General features: G+C 55.5%; 24 protein-coding genes. 10 read left to right on the top strand and 14 right to left on the bottom strand.

From position 1 onward, the window contains the following. The first annotated feature begins 32 nt into the window (after positions 1–32). The 6 genes from EE896_RS16620 to EE896_RS16595 all read left to right on the top strand — a co-directional run bounded on the left by EE896_RS16620 (position 33) and on the right by EE896_RS16595 (position 3,748). Positions 33–389, top strand: coding sequence for a putative T6SS immunity periplasmic lipoprotein (locus tag EE896_RS16620; protein ID WP_110411681.1), 357 nt, complete (start codon positions 33–35; stop codon positions 387–389). Positions 390–543: 154 nt separating this feature from the next. Next, positions 544–1,245 (top strand): hypothetical protein, encoded by a 702-nt coding sequence (locus EE896_RS16615; protein ID WP_039658871.1) that lies wholly within the window; start codon positions 544–546, stop codon positions 1,243–1,245. Then, positions 1,242–1,667: a hypothetical protein gene (locus EE896_RS16610; protein ID WP_039658869.1), complete on the top strand. Its 426-nt coding sequence runs from the start codon at positions 1,242–1,244 to the stop codon at positions 1,665–1,667. Before EE896_RS16615 ends, EE896_RS16610 begins: the two co-directional genes overlap by 4 nt. 18 nt (positions 1,668–1,685) lie before the next feature. Next, positions 1,686–1,994: a contact-dependent growth inhibition system immunity protein gene (locus EE896_RS16605; RefSeq protein ID WP_003850923.1), complete on the top strand. Its 309-nt coding sequence runs from the start codon at positions 1,686–1,688 to the stop codon at positions 1,992–1,994. Positions 1,995–2,054: 60 nt separating this feature from the next. After that, positions 2,055–2,873, top strand: coding sequence for a CDP-diacylglycerol diphosphatase (locus EE896_RS16600; RefSeq protein ID WP_238343226.1), 819 nt, complete (start codon positions 2,055–2,057; stop codon positions 2,871–2,873). A 290-nt stretch (positions 2,874–3,163) separates the two neighbouring features. Beyond that, positions 3,164–3,748, top strand: a complete 585-nt coding sequence (locus tag EE896_RS16595) for a DJ-1/PfpI family protein (protein ID WP_140916162.1) — start codon at positions 3,164–3,166, stop codon at positions 3,746–3,748. Between the two features lie 122 nt (positions 3,749–3,870). Here the strand turns inward: EE896_RS16595 and EE896_RS16590 are convergent, their stop codons facing one another. From EE896_RS16590 to EE896_RS16550, 9 genes are all read right to left on the bottom strand, one after another. Then, entirely contained in the window at positions 3,871–4,731 is an 861-nt protein-coding gene (locus tag EE896_RS16590) for a ketose-bisphosphate aldolase (protein ID WP_078804788.1), read from the bottom strand. Positions 4,732–4,736: 5 nt separating this feature from the next. Continuing rightward, the gene (locus tag EE896_RS16585; protein ID WP_140916163.1) at positions 4,737–6,161 is read right to left on the bottom strand and encodes a PTS fructose transporter subunit IIC; all 1,425 of its coding nucleotides are present in this window, start codon (positions 6,159–6,161) and stop codon (positions 4,737–4,739) included. Positions 6,162–6,269: 108 nt separating this feature from the next. Continuing rightward, positions 6,270–6,743, bottom strand: a complete 474-nt coding sequence (locus EE896_RS16580; RefSeq protein ID WP_140916164.1) for a PTS sugar transporter subunit IIA — start codon at positions 6,741–6,743, stop codon at positions 6,270–6,272. 15 nt (positions 6,744–6,758) lie between these two features. Beyond that, positions 6,759–8,237, bottom strand: coding sequence for a BglG family transcription antiterminator (locus EE896_RS16575; protein WP_238343241.1), 1,479 nt, complete (start codon positions 8,235–8,237; stop codon positions 6,759–6,761). A 314-nt stretch (positions 8,238–8,551) separates the two neighbouring features. Next, positions 8,552–9,943 (bottom strand): hexose-6-phosphate:phosphate antiporter, encoded by a 1,392-nt coding sequence (gene uhpT / locus EE896_RS16570; protein ID WP_105099526.1) that lies wholly within the window; start codon positions 9,941–9,943, stop codon positions 8,552–8,554. A gap of 152 nt (positions 9,944–10,095) precedes the next feature. After that, the gene (gene uhpC, locus EE896_RS16565) at positions 10,096–11,424 is read right to left on the bottom strand and encodes an MFS transporter (RefSeq protein WP_003850910.1); all 1,329 of its coding nucleotides are present in this window, start codon (positions 11,422–11,424) and stop codon (positions 10,096–10,098) included. Positions 11,425–11,433: 9 nt separating this feature from the next. Beyond that, positions 11,434–12,933, bottom strand: a complete 1,500-nt coding sequence (uhpB, locus tag EE896_RS16560; RefSeq protein WP_140916165.1) for a signal transduction histidine-protein kinase/phosphatase UhpB — start codon at positions 12,931–12,933, stop codon at positions 11,434–11,436. Beyond that, positions 12,930–13,523: a response regulator transcription factor UhpA gene (gene uhpA, locus EE896_RS16555; protein WP_140916166.1), complete on the bottom strand. Its 594-nt coding sequence runs from the start codon at positions 13,521–13,523 to the stop codon at positions 12,930–12,932. The genes uhpB and uhpA overlap by 4 nt, the downstream gene beginning before the upstream one ends. A gap of 181 nt (positions 13,524–13,704) precedes the next feature. Continuing rightward, positions 13,705–14,373: a YecA/YgfB family protein gene (locus tag EE896_RS16550; RefSeq protein ID WP_003850904.1), complete on the bottom strand. Its 669-nt coding sequence runs from the start codon at positions 14,371–14,373 to the stop codon at positions 13,705–13,707. A gap of 241 nt (positions 14,374–14,614) precedes the next feature. On the opposite strand from EE896_RS16550, the gene EE896_RS16545 reads away from it, so the two are divergent. Next, complete coding sequence (locus EE896_RS16545; protein WP_140916167.1) at positions 14,615–15,868, top strand: serine hydrolase domain-containing protein; 1,254 nt, start codon at positions 14,615–14,617, stop codon at positions 15,866–15,868. 126 nt (positions 15,869–15,994) lie between these two features. Next, a complete protein-coding gene (locus tag EE896_RS16540; protein WP_008925514.1) occupies positions 15,995–16,510 on the top strand; it encodes an RcnB family protein in 516 nt (171 codons plus the stop codon). A gap of 33 nt (positions 16,511–16,543) precedes the next feature. On the opposite strand, the gene EE896_RS16535 is transcribed toward EE896_RS16540, so the two are convergent. The 4 genes from EE896_RS16535 to EE896_RS16520 form a co-directional block, all read right to left on the bottom strand. Beyond that, the gene (locus EE896_RS16535) at positions 16,544–17,656 is read right to left on the bottom strand and encodes an NAD(P)/FAD-dependent oxidoreductase (protein ID WP_078804772.1); all 1,113 of its coding nucleotides are present in this window, start codon (positions 17,654–17,656) and stop codon (positions 16,544–16,546) included. A gap of 19 nt (positions 17,657–17,675) precedes the next feature. Next, positions 17,676–18,437 (bottom strand): amino acid ABC transporter ATP-binding protein, encoded by a 762-nt coding sequence (locus EE896_RS16530; protein WP_105099530.1) that lies wholly within the window; start codon positions 18,435–18,437, stop codon positions 17,676–17,678. Continuing rightward, positions 18,430–19,236: an amino acid ABC transporter permease gene (locus tag EE896_RS16525; RefSeq protein WP_140916168.1), complete on the bottom strand. Its 807-nt coding sequence runs from the start codon at positions 19,234–19,236 to the stop codon at positions 18,430–18,432. Before EE896_RS16525 ends, EE896_RS16530 begins: the two co-directional genes overlap by 8 nt. Positions 19,237–19,297: 61 nt before the next feature. Continuing rightward, complete coding sequence (locus tag EE896_RS16520) at positions 19,298–20,110, bottom strand: ABC transporter substrate-binding protein (protein WP_140916169.1); 813 nt, start codon at positions 20,108–20,110, stop codon at positions 19,298–19,300. A 193-nt stretch (positions 20,111–20,303) separates the two neighbouring features. Here EE896_RS16520 and EE896_RS16515 point away from each other — a divergent pair, with 193 nt between their 5' ends. Next, positions 20,304–21,389 carry a LacI family DNA-binding transcriptional regulator gene (locus tag EE896_RS16515; RefSeq protein WP_039658844.1) on the top strand — a complete coding sequence of 362 codons (1,086 nt, stop codon included), beginning with the start codon at positions 20,304–20,306 and terminating at the stop codon, positions 21,387–21,389. 5 nt (positions 21,390–21,394) lie between these two features. On the opposite strand, the gene pdxR is transcribed toward EE896_RS16515, so the two are convergent. After that, a complete protein-coding gene (gene pdxR / locus EE896_RS16510) occupies positions 21,395–22,843 on the bottom strand; it encodes a MocR-like pyridoxine biosynthesis transcription factor PdxR (RefSeq protein ID WP_140916170.1) in 1,449 nt (482 codons plus the stop codon). A gap of 100 nt (positions 22,844–22,943) precedes the next feature. Between pdxR and EE896_RS16505 the strand changes: the two genes are divergently transcribed. Continuing rightward, the gene (locus tag EE896_RS16505; RefSeq protein ID WP_140033773.1) at positions 22,944–23,657 is read left to right on the top strand and encodes a GNAT family N-acetyltransferase; all 714 of its coding nucleotides are present in this window, start codon (positions 22,944–22,946) and stop codon (positions 23,655–23,657) included. Positions 23,658–23,675: the final 18 nt, after the last annotated feature.

Below are 23,675 nucleotides of genomic sequence, written 5' to 3'. Positions count from 1 at the left end.
CATAAAGTCGTAACAGGGAAGGAGCGTTGAACATGAAAAACAAAATATTGCTGGGTGTCGTATTTCTCTTAACGGGATGTCCTGGGCCTGGCGATCGAATGGTGGGGCGCGTATCTACAACGGCGTTTCTCAAAGACAATCGAGTTTGTGTAGTGTCGCCACTGGAGCCACAAGAAAGTATCACTGCCATTCAAATCAACAGCGATAAAAGTGAATCCTTTCACAGGGTTTTTGATGACAAGCCTGTTTATGTTCCAAAAGGTGAGTGCCTTCCTGTGTTCGGATTTAAATTCACAACGGGAGAACGATACTATTTCGCCTATGAGGTTCAATCTGCTAAGTCAGTTTCGCATCTAGTCACAGCTGATTTCTCTTATCACAAAGAATAAGAAGGCGGAGCGCCCGCTTTGTTGCCCAAACCGGCATGCAGCACACCTGGAATATTAATCAATGGTAAGCAGGCTAATGAAACAGCTTCCCGGCTGGACTGTCTGAAAAATCATCTATACCATTCACGAGCAAACTACATAAGGAGATGTAAGTATGAGCACCCGAAGAGAAATTAAGGATGGGGCATCCTTTGACGTACTCGACAGAGGCATAGTTTACACCGAGGTGTTGGGCTGGATTGATATGGGCCATGCCCGTGGCAATGACGTGGCTGCGTTGAGGCGTCAGTTCGCTGAAGGTGAGCGTAGCAGCAAGCCATCTTATCCAGTCATGTACCGGCAGGATATGGGCGTTTTTAAGTTCAAATCGCGGTTTGGCGTCGGGAAGTTTTCTCACTGGGAAATCAAGCGAGGCCGGGACACCGATGAGATTAACAGAATCATGCTGGCGATGATGATGAACACCGCATCCAGATTCGAAAGCCTGCAAAGTCTGCGTTCATTCTCATGGTATACAGACAGCGGTTTCAGTGGTGAGGATTTGGTTTCCGATCTGTTTGGTTTTTATCGGGCTATCATACCGGGCCGATATGGCTATCGTCTCAAGCCAGTCAGCTATGATTCAGCTGTTCGGCGCTGGGACTACTATGGGGCTATCGGTTCCCATAAAAATCATGGATTCCGTCCGATTCTTTTTCCCGACCCGGATGATAAATGCCTGCGACATCAGCCGTATAAAGTATATCTTCCGCATTTTATGACCTGGCTCAGGCCGTGGAACGATTTCACATCTGGAATTGTTAAGGTCGTTACCAATGATGGGACATCACTCTCATTCATGGGGACGAAGCAATGAAAAACCTGTTTAAGTGGTCCGCGCTTATGGTTGCTACCGTGCTTATTTGTGGCGGTCTGTTTGTCTGGTTTGTTGCCGCGTGCTCAAATGAGGCGACTGTTTACACACAACACGATTTTTTTAAATACCATACACTGACAGACTCAGATATCGAAAAAGCACCACGTATAACGGACGAGTTCTATTTCGAGTCGCACCCTGGTGACGGTTATTCTCCTACAAATAGCATCGTATTTAAAGGAGCTGCAGATACTGCATCGCTGCGCGCTTATCTCGAAAAGCTGGGATACGCGAAGCAAAAGCGCAGTCTGGGTGAGAAGGAAATATGGGCAAGGCCTGATCAGTTGGATGGGGATCAGTTCTATCTATACTTTAATCCCATAACCCGTGAGGTTGAGCTGACCAAGGTTCTGAATAATTGAGTCGCCGAGGTTACGACTTTGAAAAACATTAACATAGCCGGACTGGATAGCCTTATCGCCATCTATTTTGGACAGGATTATGACCTGTTCGGTAGTGGTGAAAGTGTAGATGCTCAAATCAACGCATGGATTGCAGATTCTACTCCCGCCTCCCGGCATGGCTTGATAGGTGATATTGAACAATTTATGAGGGAGACTGACAATCTGGAGCAGGATTTCGAAAGCTGCTATGGCGCGGAATTTTCTACAGATTTATGGGAAACGACGCCTGCAGAATTCCTGAAGCTTTTGAAGCAAAAGGTGAGTGCATCTCTTTCTGAATGCTGATTTGCCATTCAGCTAAACACTTCCCTAATACAAACCCTTGCTGATGAGGTTATACCTGCATTGAGTCTCCTGAGCGGACGGAATCCACTAAACGGGAAATGGTTATGGCGATGCCGGTCTCTGCCGCTGGTCATCGCGCTGCTGCTGACAGGATGCGCCCGCTCTGACGCGCTATGGACGGTCACGCATAATCTCTGCATGAATAACTATCACTACCGTCGCGATCCGGCTCCCTGCCAGCAAGTCTATCTTCCGCAGGACGCCACACAGGGCTACAGCATCATCCAGAATCCCCGCCACAAGCTGCACTTTATTCTGGTGCCCACAGTGGCGATGTCCGGCATTGAGAGTATTGCGCTGACGCGCCCCGGACGTCCCGATTATTTCGGTTACGCCTGGTTAATGCGTTATCGTCTGATGGCGGCCTATGGTGCTGAAGTGCCTGAGGAGCGGCTCGGTATGGCGCTGAACTCCGCTTATGGCCGCAGCCAGAATCAACTGCATATTCATCTGACCTGCCTGCGGGAGGATGTCTATCGCCAGCTTCAGGCCGAGAGGCCCTATATTGGTGATGACTGGCGACCCTTGCCCGACCGTTTGCTGAATCACACCTACTATGCCCGACGCGTTATGCAGCCCACGGCGATGGGGATCTATCCTGTCTCCTCCGTGGCACGCCATTTTCATCTGTCGCCGCCACAGCTGGCGGAGTCTGGCGTGGCGCTTATCCCGACGACGTTCTCGGGAGAAAAAGGATTTATCCTGCTAACCACCCGGCGCGGCTGGGATAAGGGCAATCGGGCGTCCGTTGAGTCGCTACTGGATAAACGCTGCGCTATTCTTTCAGCGCCGCCGGCTGACGTTTCAGTCAGGGAGTAACCAATCTTCATCACCCTGAACCTTCAACCAACCCAACCGCACTGCTGTAATTAAGCCCTCTGATAGCATGAACCCGGCTGAAGAGGACGAGATCACCCGCGCAGAAAAACCAGCTCATGGCTCACGCATGAATAAAGACCAGCGGCCCCGCGCGCTGCCAGTGGCATCCTGTCATGCACACGCTGTAAACCCTCCCTTTTTTAAACAGAGTCATCGACAGCGGAAAACTTCTGGTAGAATGCCACTAAAATGAAACAGTGTTTCATTTATTGAAAATCATCGGAGGCAATATGTCCAAAAATGCAGCATTACTCCTGGCCACAGGATTTGAAGAAGCAGAAGCGTTTATTACTCTCGATATCCTCAGCCGGCTTGGCATCAAAGTCACCACCGTTGCCTGTCAGCCTCAGCGCGAGATCGTCAGCTACCACGGTGCCGTCATTAAAGCAGATACGCTGATTGAAGAATTAGCGGACGCACATTTATTCGATGCGCTGATCATGCCAGGCGGGCCTGAGGGTTCTAAGAATCTGGCCGCCAGCTCTGCTGTTACTGCTTTAATTCAGCGACATGATGACGCCGGCATGTTGATTGCCCCTATCTGCTCTGCCGCCGCCCGGGTGCTGGGTGGCAATAACCTTCTGAAAGGCCGTCGCTATACCTGTTCAGGCGAGCTGGGGCTGGACGTCAAAGATGGCGAGTATGTAATGGAGGATGTGGTGGAGGATGGCAATCTGCTCAGTGGCCGGGGGCTGGGTGTCGCCTTCGATTTTGCATTAACGCTGGCTCAGCGTCTCACCGGTAATAAAGGCGCGGTCGATTTCCAGGCTGAACACATTTATTACCGTCCGTGGCTGAACAGGTCGTCTCGCTAAACGCCCCTGAATTTTAGTCAGCCGCACAGAGCGCTGAGTGTTGTGATAGCAGCAAAAGAGACACCGAATCCTCAGTGTCTCTTTGAATCGCAGCCGTGTTCCACTAGTCATTGGCGACTGGCTTACCGATACAGCGCCGCTTTCCCCACCGAACTAAACAGCGCCATCTTCGCTGCGACCACTTCACCTGCCGCCTGCATCGGTTTAACGAAGAGTGAATTAGGCTCGTGTCCGCCCTGTTTCAGTTCCTGTTCCAGCGCCACGAAGAAGGCCTTCTTCATATCGCTGGAGATATTGATTTTACCGACGCCATAAAGAATGGATTCCGCGACCTCGCTGTCTTTGTTGCCTGACCCGCCATGCAGCACCAGCGGGATATCCACCACCTTACGGATCTGCTGCAGGCGCTCGATATCCAGCTTCGGCTGCTTCCCTTTGGGATAGAGGCCATGCGAGGTGCCGATGGCGACGGCCAGCGTATCGGTGCCGGTCTCGCGCACAAAGGTCTCGGCCTGCTGCGGATCGGTATAGAGAATCTCGTTACTGCCGCCTTCACCGCTGCCTTCCGCCACACCGATGGTGCCCAGCTCCGCTTCCACGGAGACATTAATCGTGTGCGCTATCTCGACAATCTTCTTCGTCAGCGCAATGTTCTGCTCAAAAGGGTGAGACGAGGCGTCAATCATTACAGAGGTAAAACCGGCGTAGATCGCTTTCATCACCTCTTCCAGCGAGCGGCCATGGTCCAGATGGATCACCACCGGCACCCGCGCCTGAATCGCCAGCGTCCGCAGATAACCGATAAACTCCGGGCCGGTGAAGGCCATTTCCTCAGGATGGATCTCCAGAATCAGCGGTGAATCGAGTCTCTCGGCAGTCTCAACCGCCACCCGTCCAAATTCCGCGCTGGCGATGTTGAATGCACCGACACCAAACTGATGCTGTTGTGCAACGCTGAGCAAGTCTTTCATGTTGTAAAGCATAGGTTTTATCCTTGTTGTTCAGGAACGGAGATATCTTTTTTCAGAAACAGCAGGATCAGCGCTGTCAGCAGACTGCCTGCAGCGATCGCAAACAGATAAGCCATGACATGGCTGATCACGTTAGGAATGAAGATGACGAAAATGCCGCCGTGCGGGGCGCGGGAAGCGCAACCCAGCATCATCGACAGGGCGCCTGCGAGGCCGGAACCCGCCACAATGGCCGGGATGACGTGCAACGGATCGGCGACCGCATAGGGGATCGCGCCTTCGGTAATAAACGACAGGCCGAGGATGTAAGTGACTTTGCCGGTTTCACGCTCCTGCTCTGTGAATTTGCGGCGGAAGAGGGTGGTTGCCAGCGCGATGCCCAGCGGCGGCACCATGCCCGCCGCCATACAGGCGGCAATCGGTCCATAGATGCCGCTCGACATCAGGCCAATCGCAAACATACAGACGGTTTTGTTCAGCGGGCCGCCCATATCGAAGGCCACCATCATGCCGAACAGCAGACCGAGGAGGGCGGCGTTAGCGTTACCCAGAGAACTCAGGAAGGCGGTCAGCCAGCCGAGCAGCATTTTAATCGGCTCACCAATCAACAGCGCCATCAGTGCACCGGTCAGCAGCACACTCAGCAGCGGCACAATCAAAATCGGTTTCAGGCCGGCGACGGCTTTAGGCAGGTGAATATGGTTATTGATCAACAGCGTGATGTATCCGGCCAGGAATCCCGCAATCAGTGCGCCCAGGAATCCGGAGCCGGTGTGGATCGCCATCATCCCGCCCACGGCACCCGCCACGATGCCCGCTTTGCCGCTGATCGACTGGCTGATCCCCAGTGCCAGAATCGGCAGCATCAGGGCAAAGGCCGAACCGCCGCCGATATCAGAGAGCATCTTCGCTATCGGGCTGAAATTCGCGTCCCCTGGTGTGGCCGCGGTAATCCCGAATGAAAAGCTCAGGGCGATCAGAATGCCGCCCGCCACGACAAACGGAATCATCAGGTTTACACCGGTGATCAGATGCACATAAATCTCAGACATCCAGGAGCGGGAACCTGACGTTTCACGGGCACTGTTAGCCGGTTCAGACGCATTCGTCTGCGATGCTGAATCCACCAGGCGGGGAGCCAGCTCACCGTTCACGATGGCGTTTAACAGGCCTTCGGCATCTTTTGCGGCTCGGGTGACGGGCACCTCAATCACGTTTTTGTGCTGGAAGCGCGCCATCTCTACTTTCTTATCCGCGGCAATTAACACCACGTCGGCCCGATGAATATCGTCGTCGCTGAAAATATATTCACTTTCAATCGCGCCCTGGGTTTCAACTAATACATTCAGGCCCAGTTTTTTAGCCGCTTTTTTCAAATTACTTTCGGCCAGGTAGGTGTGGGCGACACCTGTAGGACAGGCGGTAATGGCAATAATGTTCATAAACGTTCTCCAGTGAAAATTTTATATTTATGTTTTTCGGTCTGAAGGAATGGCTACAACCTGGAATACCTCCTTAAGCTTTTTATCTCATTACACTCTCCGGTTTATTCAGGCTCCCGAGCGGGATAACAGCAAATGAAACATCTCTTTACGATGCGGGACAGTCAGTAACTGTTCAACGACATCTTCATCGCCCAGCGCAATGGATATTCTGGCGAGCATTTTGATATGGCCGACATCTTTATCAGACTCTTTTACCGCGAAAAGAATCACTAAACGAACACTGGTGCCGTCAATGGTTTCCCATGGAATATCGCGGCGTAAACGGCCCACGGCAATCCGGGTTTTGGCTACGGCAGCAGATTTACCGTGCGGAATCGCAATATGATTTTCAAATCCGGTAGAGCCCAATTCTTCACGCAGATAAACATCCTTTAGGAATGCTGCTTTATCAGTGACCGCGCCGGTCTGGCAGAGCAGGTCAGTCAACTGAGAAATAATCTGCTCTTTCGTCTGGCAATCGACATCGAGAATAATGCACTCTTCTTTCAGCACTTCATTAATCGCCACGGCTGTTGTCATGTTACTTCTCCATTATTAATTAATTGAATTCGATACCAGACACTCTGTGACTCTTGCGATATCTTTCGCCGAAAACAGGGCTGAAACATAAACCACCGGTTTTTCCAGCGGCTCCAGCCGGATGGTGGAGATCACCACATCACACTCATGGCGTTTCAGGGAGTCCGCGATATTTTTTCCAGGTACGATGTCGATGATCTTCCAGTCGGGAAAGGCGCGGATAATCCTCCCGTAAAGCAGCTGCGACGTGCCCAGACCGCTGGAGCAGACCAGCAGTACCCGCTTAACTTTGATGCTGTTTTCAATGGCCGCCTGAATATGCACCGTCAGGTACGCCACCTCATCGTCACTGATTTCATCCAGGCTGTACTCCTGCGTCAGCTGGTTGATCACCGCTTTGACGGCGGTAAACACCGTTCCCAGTTCGGTCTGGATATCATGCAGCAGCGGATTTTTAATCCGGATGTGATATCTCAGACGGTTCAGCATCGGCTTGATATGCGAGGACAAGGACGCCTGCAGGTTCTGGTCGGTCGTGATTTCAATGTTGATGCGCTGCGCCACCCGGCTAATCAACTCCTGCGCAAAGCGGGTTTCACGTTCCGAAATCAGTGACTCATCCTGCAGTGGTACCTCACCGCCCGCTTTACCGGAAGAAACAAGATATTGATAGATAGAGTGAGACTCCTCAGCCACCAGCACCGTGTTACAGGCGGTCTCGATACGCTCTACCACCGCCAGCGAAACCTGCCAGGCGTGATGATCGCTGACCCGGCTCATGGTCACGGCGCGCGCGTCGGTCCTGGGCATCGGCGAGTGACTGCGGTGAATCAGCACCAGAATATGAGTAAACAAATTAATGTAGTAAGGATCGCTAATCGTATAGTGCAGTTGCTGTTCAATAAAATTGATGAGTTGCAGGGTAAAATGGACAGCCTGCTGACCAAATTTCTCTGAAAGCTCCTGCAGCGTGCTTTCATCCAGGCGGCTTTCCATCATGTCCTGACGGTTATAAATCGATTTTAATACCAGCGCTTTCATCGCCATGCGAATATTCTGGTCACTGCCTTTAATACTGGTGCCGACGCGACTTTTCAATAACGTTAAATTAAACTGATGCAACCAGACTTCCAGTGTTTTTAAATCATTCACTATCGACGCACGGCTGATAAAGTATTTATCCGCAAGTTCGCTAATGGATGAACTTTTTGGTGAAAGCATTAATAAATCAGATGCTATTTTTAGCATTCTGAAGTTGCTGCTGAAATCATCTATCTCGGTTGAAAAAATCCGGCGCGCAGCTATTTCTGCCTGGGCATCAGAGAATTTAATTGTGATCCCTCTCCCACTTTTTCCGCTGATATTGATCCCCAAGTCAGCCAGTTTTTCATTAATGTCAGCGATGTCGCGGCGTAAGGTTCGGCTGGTGATGGCTGTTTTTTCAGAAATAAATTGCAGGCTCACGTAACTGTTATGAGAAATAAGCTGTCGCATAATCGTCAGTTGCCGCTCAGTCAGCGCCTTCATCATCATCAGGTTCCGCTTAATTTTTTATTCGAGGTGTCAGTTATCATCTAAACAAAGGCCCTCAGCCATGTAAATATTAAAACATGGCCACAACCTGGTGGTCAGACTGACCACCTGACAGGGAATTTTCGAAATAATCGGGGACGAGGTGAAAGAATATGTGAAAGGGGATGGGAGGGTTTCCGGGCTGACTGGCAGTGATCAGATTGGTGGGGCTACATCAATTGCTGAGGGCAGAACCTGGCGGGAAAGCCCGGCTTACGCCGGGCCAAGTTTTATCTTTACACCATCTTCAAACGCTGTAGTCGTTTCTCGCGGCGAATCTTGCGTTCTTCCATCACCGCAACCAACGCCATCAGGCAGATACAGGCGATAGCGGCGATATCCAGTGCGGCGAACGTGCCAGCCCAGCCGGTCAGGCCAAATATCGGTGTGCCGTCAGCGATCATCCCAAGACCTAACTTAGCAAAGCTGTCACCAATCAGGTAAGCGAAAGTGCCTTTGATCCCATCCGCTGCGCCAATCGCTTTTTTCGGCACAAAGCCGACCGCGGCAACGCCGATTAACAACTGTGGGCCAAAGACCAGAAAGCCCAGTGCGAACAGCGAGGCCAGATAGACATACTGGTTGCTGGCATGCTGATAGATCCCGAGCGTGGCGATAATCAACGCCAGTGCGACGCAGGCCACCAGCGCACGACGGCCATTGGCCAGATCGGATAGCCAGCCCCACATCAGCGTACCCACCAGTGCACCCACTTCAAACAGGGTAAAGCCCTGAATCGCCACCTCTTTAGAGAGCTTCAGCTCCTGGAAGGCGTAAACCGTTGACCACTGATCGATCCCGATGCGCACCACATAGAGGAAGATGTTTGCGAAGCAGAGCAGCCAGATCACCTTGTTCTTCAGTACGTACTCGACAAAGATCTGCCATTTGGTCATCGACTCATCTTCAGCTTCTTTATCCTCATCGCTTAGCTCTTCGTCAAACAGCTCTTCGGCCTTGCCCAGGCCATAAGACTCCGGGGAATCGCTGCCGTAGCGCAGGCCGATAAAACCAACAATCAGCGCGATAATAGACGGGAAGATAAACATCCCAATCACATGGCCGTTGAACAGCACATTGGCACCAAACAGCGCCACGCCTGCCGCACCGGCACCGCCGAGGTTGTGGGAGATATTCCACATCCCCAGATAGGTGCCACGCTTGCGGCGCGGCGTCCACTTCGTGATGGTGGAGTAGCTACAGGAGCCGCCGGTACTCTGGAAGAATCCGCTTAAAGCATAAAAGGCGATCATCAGGAACAGGCTGACGGAACCTGTGCCCATGCTGGCGCTGAAACCCAGCATACAGATGGCCGAAAGAATCAGCATAAACGGCAGGAACTGCTTGGTGTTTTTGCCGTCAGCATAATAAGAAACCAGGGTTTTCCCGACGCCATAGGTGATGGAGAAACCCAGACCGATCATCCCCAGCTGCGTCATGCTCAGTCCGTAGGTGGTGATCATATCGTTCTGCGCGATATTGAAGTTTTTGCGGATTAGATACATGGTCAGGTAGCCGATAAAGACCACCAGATAGGATTGCATAAACGGCTTGAACCACATCTTTCGCCGCAGTTCGATTGGCAGATCCAGCGTTGGTCTGCGCACCTGTTTGAGGAATGCCAGCATGTAAGGGGATTCTCCTGGTTGGAATAGCTGCAATGGGCAGCTAATGGCTGGCATTGTAAAAACTTGCCGCCAGACTGGCCTGAGACAGCATCCAGGCGAAACCAGGAAAATTTCTTAGTTTTGCCCCACCTGGGGCAAAAAGGAGAGGCGTATCACGCTTCAGGCAGGGATCTCGGCGCCTGAGCATTTAAAAACGGCAACAGCAGCAGGGCGGATATCCCCGCCGCCGTGGCAATCACCGCAAAGAAGCCGCTCCAGTGCCAGACGTCGATTACCCACGCCAGCGGCCAGCCGGAGAGTGACGCGCCGAGATAGGCGAAAAGACCGACGAAGCCGGTTGCCGCGCCCGCCGCCTCTTTATGCGAACACTCGGCAGCCGCCATGCCGATCAGCATCTGCGGGCCGAAGACGAAGAAACCGGTAGTAAAAAAGCAGGCGGCCTGCATCACGTAACTGGTAAAGGGCATCAGCCACAGTGAGCCGACGGAAAGCAAAATCCCGGCTGCAAAAATCAGGTTCATGGGGCCACGGTTGCCATTAAACAGCTTGTCCGAGCCCCATCCCGCGACCAGCGCGCCTATCACACCGCCCAGCTCAAACAGGGTGACTACCGAGTTGGCCGTCACCAGATCCACCCCCAGCGTGTCGGAGATGTAAAGATTCCCCCAGTCATTGAGCGCGGCGCGAACCACATAGACCAGCACGTAACACAATGACAGCAGCCAGATATAGGGATTGAAAAGCACGTAGCGGGTCAGGATCGCTTTGCGACTCAGACCTGCGCCTTCCTGCTGCTGCGCCATCTCCATCTCATCCTGTCGCCAGTCGCCTACAGTGGGCAGGCCGACAGTCTGAGGCCGGTCGCGCAGACGCCAGCAGAGAAACAGTCCGGCGAGTATCGCTAAACTGCCCGCAATCATCATCCCGGTTCGCCAGCCATAGTGCAGTGCCACCGCGCCGATAACGATCGGGATAACCGCACCGCCAACGTTGTGCGCGGTGTTCCATAATGCCCACCAGCCGCCGCGCTCGTTACGCGAATACCAGTTGGTCAGCAGGCGCGCGCAGACCGGCGCGCCCCAGCCCTGGAAAAAGGCGTTGATGGTCCACAGCAGCGCAAAAGCCCATAGCGAGGTGGAGAAGCCAAACAGGATATTGACCACGCCGGTAGCGATCAGCCCCAGTCCCATAAAATAGCGGGCATTGGAGCGGTCACTGACGATACCGGAGAAGAACTTCGACAGGCCATAAGTGATGTAAAACAGCGTCGCCAGCAGGCCGATATCGGTTCGCATCATCACACCGCTGGCGATCACTTCAGGTGCTGCCGCGTTGAAGCTTTTGCGGGTAAAGTAGAACAGGGCATAGCCGATCCAGATGGTTGACATGATGTGCCGTCGCCAGTAGCGATAGCGGCTATCAATCTCACCTTTGTCCTGCAGCGGGGCGGCGTTAGCGGGCGTTTTCAGGAAGTTAAACACGGTGATTCCTCAGGCCGAACGCAGCGGCAGATGCACGCTGACGCGGGTTCCATGGGTGCAGGAGATCGTCAGGGAGCCGCCCAGCGCACTCACGCGTTCGCGCATCCCGACCAGACCAAAGCTTTGCTGACCGGAACCTGGCGGCAGACCGCAGCCATCATCTTCAATCACCAGCAAAACGCGACAATCCTGTTGCCAGCCTTTCAGCATCACGGCGCTGGCGCTGGCGTGTTTTACAATGTTGTTCAGCCCCTCCTGACAGACGCGAAACAGCGTGACGCGCTGCGCTTCGCTCAGCAGCGTCTCATCAATACGCCACTCAAGGTGACTGACGATGCCGCAATCCTCCAGCTCCATCTCACGCATCAGGGAGCGGACTGCCTGTTCAAGTGACAGGTCATCTAACTGGCGGGGTCGCAGACGTCCCAGCAGTCGCCGCACTGAATCGTAGACACCGAGTGAGAGCTGCTCAATATGGACGCCGCTCTGGATCACCCGGCCATTATCCGGCGCAAGGCGCTGCACAATGCCCGCCTGGGTGCGGATTGCCGTAATCGTCTGACCGATATCATCGTGCAGTTCGCGCGCCACCTCCTGGCGTACGTTCTCTTCTGTTTCGACCAGCCGTTCCGCCAGCAGCCGGTTGCGCGCCAGCTCGCTCTGCAGCGACTGATTCAACTCGCGCAGCCGCTGGATACCCGCACCCAGCAGCAGTCCGGTCAGACTTTGGGCCAGTAGTGAGAGGAGAAGATCGACCGGATGATCGTGCCAGGTCTGGCTGGCGATCAGCGCGATTGCATTCATCAGCGTCGCGATCAGCGCACCCTGCCAGCCGTAGTGCCAGGCCAGAGCAATAATCGGCAGCGCCAGACAGAATGGCGTAAAGCGCGACAGTTCAGCGGGCAGGCCAAGCTGCAACCAGAGACTGATGACAAACAGCAGCAGATACCAGATAAGATGCCGGGCGCGCCAGTTGACCGGGTGTGAGACCAGCGACGGCCCCAGCGGCTGCCAGCGGGTGCTGGTGAGATAGTGCCAGATGACCAGGCAGGTCGGGGCCAGCGTCAGACCACCGGTGAGCGTCAGTAGCAGGGCGTTCAGCATCTCCTGCTGTCCCGCCCACGCCAGAGATTGCAGCAGCGCCGCGGCGATCAGTGCCGCACCCTGGCTCAGCAGCGTGCGCCAGTCACGCTGATGGCGGTAATGGGAGATCAGCGCCACTGGCAGCAGCGTCAGTACACTGCCCGCCATTAACAGCGGCAGATGCGCCAGCGCGACCACCTTCGCCAGCCAGACCAGCATGATCCACTCAGCTGCCAGCAGCACCGGCCAGTAAGCGCGTGGACATTGCAGCATCAGCCCCAGACGCAGGCCAAACGGGAATAGCAGCACCGCCAGTTCCGGGCGTTCCACCAGATGCAGGCTGATACTCCACAGGCAGAACCAGGCCGCCGAAAAGATAAAAAAGCTGGCGACAACGGAGATCAGCCGCGAAACAAAAGGACTCATTGCCAGCCATCAAACATGCGGCGCGCCAGCTCCACATCATTGCTGACGCCGAGCTTCTCCATCAGATTCGCGCGATGAACATGTACGGTTTTCGGTGACAGCGCCAGCTCAACGGCAATTTCCTTAACCGCCATGCCCTGTGAGAGTTTTTCTGCCACCTGACGTTCACGTCGGGTAAGCGGGTCCTGCCGACCAGCGGCCAGCTTGATCGCAATCTCTGGCGTCAGATAACAGCCGCCTGTGGAGACCGTGCGCACCGCCGCGATCAGCTCATCGGGACGACAGCGTTTAGAGAGAAATCCGCGCGCACCGGCATTAAGTGCCTGTTCCACCAGAGCCGGACTGTCATGGACTGAAAGCATGATGGTGGCCAGGCCCGCCGGCAGCTTGCTCAGCAGCGCCAGCCCGGAGAGATCTGGCATCGAAATATCGCAAATACAGACCTGAACGCCACAGCCCGGTAAACCTGCCAGTGCCTCACGGCCAGAACCAAATTCCGCCACCACCTGGAAATCAGATTCCAGGCTCAGCAGCTGGGCAAAGCCGGAGCGGACGATGAGGTGATCGTCAATCAGCGTGATGGTGATCATGGTTATTCCTGACGGGTAAAATCGCGCTTACCTTAGCGATAAGCGTGAAGCTGTTCAAGTCGTGAGCAGTCTATTCAGGTAAGGGGATGGGTAGAGTGATGCAGGTCAAACTGTCGTGGATCGTGAGAGAAGCATGCCGGGCCAAATAGCCGCCCGGCAGATCGTGAGGCTAAGCAGTCAATCAATGGAGACAGCACTGCTTATATTTTTTGCCGCTGCCGCACGGGCAGGGATCGTTGCGGCCAGGCAGTTTCTCTGCCGCGACCGGTTTCTGAGGCACGGGAATCGCTTCCGGCTGAGAGATCCAGTGATCGTGCAGCGCCAGGGCGGCAGGGCGGATCGCCTCAATGCTGGCTTCCATTTCGTCTGGCGTCATGGCGTCGATCTTTTCGAGATTCTCTTCCACGCCGTGCAGAGCGATAGCGTCCAGCGCAGGCTGCAGATCCGCAGGCAGGGCAGACCAGTCGGTCAGCGCGACACCGCGCATGTAACCGAAGCACCACTCTTCCACCACGGTAAATTCCAGACCTTCCATCTCGCGGATGCCAAACAGCGGTTCAAACTGCTCCGGGAACTCAGATAAACGATCAGCCACATCATTCATATGCTGGAAGCACAGCGACATAAAGCGCGTCATTTCACGCTCGTTGCTCCATTTTGGAATCTGCTTCTCGCCGCCCCAAAGGGCCACCAGCCACTGGCTGGGTTCAACGGTAGTGGGGCCGGAGAGAACGGCAGTCAGCAGACCATCCAGCTCGGAGACATCAATAATCGACGCTTCGCTGCCATATTTTTCCAGCATATCTTCCAGCCATTGCAGCTCTTTCTCGGACAGTGGGCCTTCTTTCATGCGGTTGCCTCCCGGGCATGTGAAAATTTCAGCGCGGCGTTGAGCCTTAAAACCGCAGCAGTGTACACCCTTGTGGGCGTTCAACACAGCTAACCCTGTCCGGCGCTGGCATGAGGTTAAACCGCGTTTAACACCATTTTGACCCCATTATGCAGGCGATAGCCTGCTGCACTTTGTGGTACATTTTTGCGCTACAGAGAGGCTGCTGCGTAGTAAATAAAATTAACCTGATGATTATTAAATGAAAAATGGATTTTCCGTCAGCCAGGCTTTAGCTGTATACCTCGCACGGCTGGCCGATAGCAGCCATTGGATCGGCAGAGTCATAATGCGATTTATGCCAGTCATGATCTTCCTGCTGGCGGGCTGCGGAACCCTGTCGCAAACCTCCGCGCCGTTAGGCGACCGCGTTTATCTGACGCACGCCACCTTTCACGAAAATGTCGATGACATCGTGCAGCACTACATGCAGCAGAAGCAGGTTCCCGGCATCAGCATTGCGGTGATTCATCGCGGCGGCCCGACCCGCTATTATCCTTTCGGCGTTACTGATGGGGCGCATCGCTATCCGATCACGCCCGATACCCTGTTTGCGCTGGGCTCGCTGAGTAAAGGCGTGACGGCTGAAGTGATTATCCAGCTGGTTGAACAGGGTAAGCTGCGCTGGAGTGACACGCTGGCCGACCTGCTACCGAAAGAGGTTCATCTTAGTGCTGATGCGCAGCGCATCACCCTGCTGCAACTGGTGACGCATACCTCAGGCCTGCCGCGTCAGGATATGGACCTGCCGATGCTGTTGCAGTTCGTGGGTTATCTGGGCACTGGCGAGAATTTCTATGGCAATCTCGACAGTGACAGACTGCTGACTTATCTGGCGGACTTCTCTGCACCTGCGGTACGCATGCCACACTACTCCAATCTCGGCTATGCGCTGCTCGGTTTTATCATACGCACCCGTTTTCATCAGGAGATTCAGACGCTGGCGTCACAGCTTATCTTTACCCCGCTAAAGATGAGTCAAAGCAGTTTTGTCCCGGAAACGCTGCCAGGCTATCCGCTGCGTGCGCTGGGCCATGCAGGCGATCAGCCAAAATTTATCCGCCGTGGCACGCTGACGCCTGACTGGCATTTTCACGGCAACATGGTGGCCGCGGCCAGTCTTTATAGCAATGCGCGCGATCTGAGTGCCTATCTGCGCGCGCACCTCAATGCCACCGATGATACGGCGCAGGGTCGGGCTTTTGCGGCGGTGAACCGGCCGTGGTATCAGCAGGGCGCGCAGGCGCAGAATATCGCTTGGGTCACCGACACCATTGAAGGACAGCAGATCACTTATCAGGTGGGCTATATTGGCGGCTATGCCAGTTTTATCGGCTACGATAAACGTCATGGCAATGCGATTGTGGTGCTGCAGAACGGCTTTAACTGGAGCAACTATTTAGGCATTGCGTTGTTGGTCGATCTGGCAACTCAGGATAAAGTGGTCGTACAGTGATCCGTTACCTGAGCTGTGCGCAGTAAAGTGAATCGCGCTGTTTTGCCTTACACATAGCATTAGCGTACCGGAACTGAAGTGCGATAAATTTTAGCCTGACTGTCAAAATTCAACGTGGAAATCATTATGCGCAGGACTCAACGTGTACTTTTATCAATGGGATTACTGGTTGGCTCACTGAGCCTGATCCCCGCTGTACAGGCTGCTGGCGAAGCAACGGATAGCGTTCCGCCACCACCGCAGATTCAGCCTGCAAACCCGGGTGCCCAGCCCGCTACGCCTGATACGGGCAGCGCTCAGCCGGACACCGGTGCCGCGCAAAACCAGCCGCAGACCAGCTCACAATCTAATGATGGCATTACGCCGACGACGCCGACTTCTCCGGCACCGTCCAACGGCGCACGCCCTAATTACGAACTCAGCACCATCATCATCGACTACAAAGAGTACAAAATCGGTGACATCGTGCCAGAGAAGTACACCGATAAAACGTACACCATCACCGAGTGGCAAAAGCGTAATCTGCCCGCCCCGCAGGCAAATACCCACTGGGCCTATATCAACGCCAACTACATTCTTATTACCAATGACACCGGCAAAATCGTCATGGGTAAATCAGGCGATATCTTCTTCCGCGGTTAAATAAAATCAGCCGGTCGCAATGACCGGCTTTTTTTAGCTGAAACGCTCCGCACCAAAGCTCGCCAGCATCGGATGCTTCTCACCGCTTACGATCTCTTCCGCCAGTAATTCTCCGACAATCAGCGCCAGCGTTGCGCCCGAATGCGTGAACGCGACAAAACAGCCCGGCACCTTCTGCAGTTGGCCCAGCACCGGATCGCCATCACCGGGAATCGGCTTCAGGCCAATTTTCCAGCTCTGGACGCTGAGCGACTCGCTGCCACGTAATAGCCTGCTCGCTTCGTCCGCCAGCTTCGCCACCACCTGCTTATCAATATGGTAATCGCCTCCGGCCAGTGGCTGGATATCTTCCTCATACCAGTCATGATCCAGAGCGTAACGGTTGCCAGGGTTGGGCCGGATAGCGGCGCGTGGCGTGTTCAGCACCGCTTTGAGTTCATGTTGGCTTGGTTCAGTGATCACCAGCATTGAGACGGGCGATCCGTTGGGGATCGATACGCCCAGTGGTGCAACCACATCCGGTGTCCAGGGGCCGCAGGCGACTACCACCGCATCAGCCCGCAGTTCTCCCAGATCACTGCGGATGCCGCAGGCACGGCCATGCCCGGTGATCACACTGGTTTTACCGGCGTGCTCTATCACTTCACCCCCGCGCGCCCGGAACTGATTCACCAGATAATCGGTCAGGTGTGGCAGGCTGACCCAGCCTTCACCGGGATTGAATATCGCCTGTGACGGCAGCGCATCGGGATCGATCGTCGCATCTGCCTGCGCCACGGTATCCGCGGTTATTAGCTGTGAGTCGTAGCCGTGTGCTTTTTCATAGGCATGCCGCGCCTGCGTTCCGGCCTCATCGTCGCTAAACCAACAGACCCCGCCATCAAAACGCAGCCAGTCGAGGTCAGGATGCTGAGCAAATAAGGTGCGATAGCGATCAATGCCCGCCATACGCAGCGCGTGATAGGGCAGGGAGCGTTCACCCGCCGAGTTAAGCCACGACAGCGAGCGTCCCGATGCCCCGGAACAGAGCGCGGCTTCGGTCACCAGTGTGACGGTGGCACCGCGTTTTGTCAGCTCCAGCGCCGTCGACACACCGATGACGCCACCACCCAGTACCACCACGTTCATTTCAGTTTTTACTGCCATTATCAGGTTCCTTACTCAGTTACAGCACTTCAGAGAGAAAACGTTGCAGACGCGGTGACTGCGGTGCATCAAAAATGGCGCCCGGCGGCCCGGCTTCAACAATCTCGCCTTCATCCATAAACACCACCTGATCCGCCACTTTGCGCGCAAAGCCCATTTCATGTGTCACCACTACCATCGTCATGCCGCGACGACAGAGATCCGCCATCAGCGTCAGGACACCTTTCACCAGTTCGGGATCGAGCGCGGAGGTCGCCTCGTCAAACAGCATGACTTCGGGATCCATCGCCAGCGCACGGGCAATCGCGACACGCTGCTGCTGGCCGCCGGAGAGATCGCGTGGCCGGTGGTCTGCGCGCTGACCCAGCCCGACCTCTTCCAGCCGCTGACGCGCTATCGCCATCGCCTGCGCTTTGGGCAGGCCTTTGACCCGCCACGGGGCCAGCGCCACGTTCTCCAGCGCGCTGTGATCGGGGAAGAGATTGAAGTGTTGAAACACCATGCCAATCCGCAGCCGCAGCGTATCGGGCTTGTCGTGCAGCACGGATCGGTCAGCCAGCAGGACATCTCCCGATTGCGGCTCATGCAGTCGGTTGATGCCGCGCAGCAGTGTCGATTTACCTGAGCCTGATGGCCCGATGATGCAGGTGGTGCTGCCAGGCGCAACCCGCAGCGAGACCTTACGCAGCACCTCAATCGGGCCATAGGCCAGCGTCAGCTCGCGCAGCTCCAGGCTGGCACCGTGCCAGGTCGCGTCCGTTGTGCTGCTCAGGTTATTCATGGTTGCCTCCGATGCGGGGATGCGTGATCAGTACGCCGCTGGGCGGCCTGACTTCATCCACCTCTTTTAAGCCGCTTTGCGGAACCGTCAGGCGACGGCGACCAGTGCGATAACGCACATCGACATAGTTGACCATGTGCGTCAGCGGTACGGTGATGATCAGATAGAACAGTCCGGCCAGCATCAGGGGCGAGAGATTGCCGGTGAGTACCGCCGCATCCTGACCCACGCGGAACAGCTCGCGCTGCTGGGTCATCAGGCCCAGTAGATAGACCAGCGAGGAATCTTTGATGATGGCGATAAACTGGTTAACGATGGCGGGCAGCACGCGGCGGATCCCCTGCGGGATCACCACCAGTCGCATTGCCCGTCCATAACTCATCCCCAGCGCGCGGCAGGCTTCCATCTGGCCGCGTTCAACACTCTGAATACCGGCGCGGAAAATCTCGCCCATATAGGCGCTGGCGATCAGGCTAAGCGCGAAGATCCCCAGTGGGTAGGGTGTCGGACCGAACAGCTGATAGCTGACTCGCGCCAGGCCCTGACCAATCAGAAGAATAGTTAGAATAGAGGGCAGACCTCGAAACAGATCGGTATAGAGCCGGGCAGGCAGTCGCAGCCAGCGTGAAGGCGAGATGCCCATCAGCGCCAGCAGAAGACCAAACAGCGTGCCGAGCAGCGTTGCCGCCAGCGAGATAATCACCGTGTTGACCAGTCCGGTGGCCAGCATCTGCGGCAGCACTTCCATCATTGATGGAAAATCAAAGAAGGTGCGGGAAAGAATGGTGAGCAAGTCCATCGCCGTCTCCATGCAGGGCGGGGGTTCCCCCGGTTAACTCAGGACGCGAACGTCCGCCTCTTTACTGGCCGCCAGGCAGATACTGTTTTGGCATCGGCGATCCGGGAAACCATTTCTCATAGAGCCGTTGCCAGGTGCCATCCTGCATGGCGGCTTTGATGGCCTTGTCCAGTGCGGCCTTGAAGGCGGGCTTGCCTTTGACAATGGTAATGCCGGCCGGTGCATCAAACGAGGGGATGTCGGCGGCAGAGACCAGCCTGAAGCGTTCGGCATAGCTTTTTGCCGCCTCATAGTCGAGGAAGATGGCGTCTAACGTGCCGTTGTTGAGTGCGGAAACGGCGCTGTTGTTATCCGGGAAGCGGACAAGATCGGTCTGGGTGAAGTGTTCGACGGCATAGCTCTCCTGCAGCGTGCCCTGAACGACGCCAAGCCGGTGTTTCGCCAGGCCGGCGACATTCTTCACGCCGCTGTCAGCGCGGGTGAGAACGGTGAGAAATCCCGCCAGATAGCCGGTTGAAAAGTCGACCGTCTTTTCCCGCGCCGGGGTGATGCCGATAGCCGCCACCGCCGCGTCATACTGACCATTGGCCACTGCTGGCATAATCGCCGAGAAGTCTTGACCAATAAAATCGACCTTATCGATTCCGATTCGGTGGGCGACATTTCTGAAGAATTCGACGTCGAAGCCGGTGAACTGACCGCTGGCATCCGTGAAGGTATAGGGTTTGGAGTCGCCGACGCTGGCGATGCGTAGCTGGTCGGGTTCGATCAGCCCATAAGGATTGTTATCGCTGGCAGCCAGCGTACAGAACGAAAGTGAACAGAGTGCGAGCAGTGTGCCCAGCAGTTTGCCCCGGGGGGTTTGCGATTTCATAGCTCATCCGTTTTTGCAGGTTTAAACATCAGAGACTGTTGAGCCAGCGATTATAATTGAGACCGGTCTCAAAACAGGTGGCACCTTAAGACATGGGCATTGTGAGACCGGTCTCAAGGGGTTACAATGAGTTTAAGCACAGCCTTTTTTCGGCGTCAATATTCCTGTCATCAACCTGTGATTCAAAATAATTATGACGAGTCAGAAACGGCAATCGAAAGCGCCTACCGTGGCGGATGTGGCACGCGCAGCAAAAGTCTCTAAAGCTCAGGCGGCGCGCGCGCTGGGAGGCTATGGGGCAGTCAGTGATGAAGTGCAGGAGCGGGTCAACAGCGCCGCCACCGCGCTGGGCTACCGTCTGAATGCTCTGGCCCGCAGCATGAACACAGGACGTTCCAATACCATTGGAGTGATTGTCGGCGATATCGAAAATCCCCACTTTGGCCTGGCGCTGCGCGGCATGGCCGATGTGGCGCGCACGGCCGGTTACCATCTGCTGCTCAGTAACAGCGATGAAAAGCTGCAGGCTGAGCAGGATGCGGTGCGGGTGATGCTGGAAAAGCGGGTTGACGGCATTATCGTTGCGCCCTGCTGTTCAGAGCACCATCTCAACAGTCACCTGACTCAGGTTCTGGAGGAGGGCAGAGCAGTGAAATTGTTTGATCGCGCTGTGAATGGCCTTAAAGTAGAGGCGATCTGCTGCGAATTTACTGATGTCGCCGCAGACGCCACCGCCCGGTTACTGGAGGCAGGCCACCGTTATATCGCCTATATCACCAGCATGGCATTGGCAACCGACTACAGCACGCCAGGCGATTTTGGCCTGACGCCAGTCGCCCAGCGCGTCGGCGGCATGATGCAGGCCTTTGCCGCCGCGGGTGTGGAATTTGATCCGACGCTGGTGAAAGTGAACGCGCTGGATGAAGTGGAAATCGCCCGTATCGTGGCCGAGCTGTGGCAGCGTCCGCAGCCGCCCACGGCGCTGGTGGCCTCTGACAGCGTGGTCGCGATGTGGCTGCTGCGTGAAGTGACGCAGCGCGGACTGCGAATCCCTGCCGATCTCTCATTTGTTATGTATGACAATTTTCCGTGGAGTGAGATTGTCACCCCGCCGCTGACGGTGGTGGCGCAGCCAGTCTATGAGATGGGCCGTGAAGCGGCACGACGCCTGATTGCAGAGATACGCGGCGAAGCCGTCGGGCCGATGCCGCGCTTTGATGCCCGTCTGATGATTCGCCAGTCGATTGCCGCCCCGGCCAGCCTCATCAGCGCGAAATGATCACGTTAGCCGGGCCAGCCAAGTAATCGACTTAGCTGGCCTGTGGCTGCGGTAATCTGTGTGTCGCTACAGTTACCGTATCCAATAACCAGCCCCTGCTGCACCGGTTCAGTCAGATAGAAAGTCGAAAGAGCACCAGGCGCGTAGCCAGCCTGGTGCAGCTTGCGGGTAATGGCGACGTCATCCCGATGAGGCTCGAGTGGCAGCACCAGATGCATACCGCTGTTACCGCCCAGCAACGAAATCGCCTGACCCGCAGCGCGCTGTAGTCCGGTTCGCAGCAGTGCCTGTCGCTGACGATAGAGACGACGCATTTTGCCCAGATGGCGACGATAATCACCATTGAGAATAAAACGGGTCAGCGCCTGCTGCTCCAGACGGTTTCCGCCGCGCAGGATCTGATGCAGTGCCGGTCGAAGACGCTTGACCAGCGGCGCGGGCAGCACCATAAAACCGATACGCAGCGCAGGGAACAGGGTCTTGCTGAATGAGCCGAGGTAGATAACCGGGGCATTATCTGTCATGCCCTGCATCGCCATAATGGGCTCACCGTGGTAATGGAAGTCGCCATCATAATCATCTTCAATAATCCACGCCTGGTGCTGCCGGGCGGCGGCAATCAGCGCCAGACGCCGGGCCGCGCTCATCACTACGCCGGTAGGATACTGATGAGTAGGCGTCGTATAAATCAGGCGGGGTGGTGCTGCAGTCCAGTGTTCCGGTTCGGGCGCCATTCCCTGTTCATCGGTGGGGATCGGGACAAGGTTAAGCTGCCCGCCCTGCAGAGCCGCTTTGGCACCGCGATAACCCGGATCTTCAATCCAGCCATGGTCGCCCGGATTGCTTAGCAGGGCGACGCACAGCGTAAGCGCCTGCTGCACACCTTCGGTAATCACAATCTGTCCGGCATCACAACGTACACCGCGTGTGATCCGCAACTGTTGCGCCAGTACAGCACGCAGTTCGGGATCGCCGAGCGGATCGCCATAGCCGAGTAGCTGCGGTGGTGTGTGGTGCGTTACCTGACTCAGCGCTCGTCGCCATGCCGCCATCGGGAAATGGTTCAGGGCGGGTATGCCGGGACGCAGGGGTAGTGAGCCGGTGTCGGCCCACTGACTTAGATAAAAGGGATCCATCCGTTTTGCCAGCGGCCAGCTGGCTAGCGTCTCGTCATCAGCATGCCGGGCAGGTAGAGCCAGTAGGCTGACGCGGCTGCCTTGTCGATCGCTCATCAGATAGCCCTCTGCCTGAAGCTGTGTCCAGACGTTAAGCACCGTATTACGTGAAACCTGTAGCTCAAGTGCCAGCTGACGTGTGGAAGGTAACCCTGTTCCTGCAGCAAGCTGACCCTGCAAAATGCCCTGCTTTATCCGCTGATAAAGTTGCTGCTGCAGCGTTGTCCCGCCGGCTGGTATCAATGGAGCCAGCAGCAAAGGGGGGATCTGTGGCTTCATCGTCTGCTCCCGTGGATCTATCATTTTTCATGATTGTGGTACTTTTTAACCCACCATGATAGTGGCAATCTGCAGATATCATCTGTAGCCGGGAGGCAGCATGTCACAACATACTAATCAATATGGTCAGCCGGTCGGTCAGCCTCTATCAGACTGGCAACCCCGTCCATTACCGCAGCATCAGATTTTCACTGGGCAGGCGTGCCGGCTGGAGCCTTACAGCGTGGCACGGCATAGCGATGCCCTGTTTGAGGCGTGGTCGCAGGCTGAGGATGGGCGTGACTGGACTTACATGTTTATGGGGCCATTTAGTGACCGGCAGGCATTTCAGGATTATGCAAAGCAACTGGAGGCCAGTCGCGATCCACTGCATTTCGCGGTGATCGATCTTGCTACAGAGCAGGCGGTGGGCACCCTGTCGTTAATGCGCATCCAGCCTGAACATGGCGTGATGGAGGTCGGGCATGTCGCTTTCTCACCCCGGCTGAAGCAGACCCGCATGGCAACGGAAGCGCATTTTTTGCTGATGCGTTATGCCTTTGAGACGCTAGGTTATCGCCGCTATGAATGGAAATGTGACAGCTGCAATGCGCCTTCCCGTAAGGCCGCGGCCCGTCTGGGTTTCTGTTATGAAGGCGATTTCCGTCAGGTGATCGTCTACAAAGGGCGTTCGCGTGACACCAGCTGGTTCTCGATTATCGACAGCGAATGGCCACAGGTGAAAAAGGGGATGCAGCGCTGGCTGGCCGCGGATAACTTTACCGCCGACGGTCAGCAGCGCGAGAAGCTGGAAGCGCTGCGCGACAGGCCCTGATCGGGGAGCTGACCCGGT

The sequence above is a fragment of the Pantoea eucalypti genome (assembly GCF_009646115.1).
In the GTDB taxonomy this organism is placed as follows: domain Bacteria; phylum Pseudomonadota; class Gammaproteobacteria; order Enterobacterales; family Enterobacteriaceae; genus Pantoea; species Pantoea eucalypti.
Note: the sequence above shows the minus strand (reverse complement) of the source record. Positions and strands in the feature narration are given on the sequence as shown.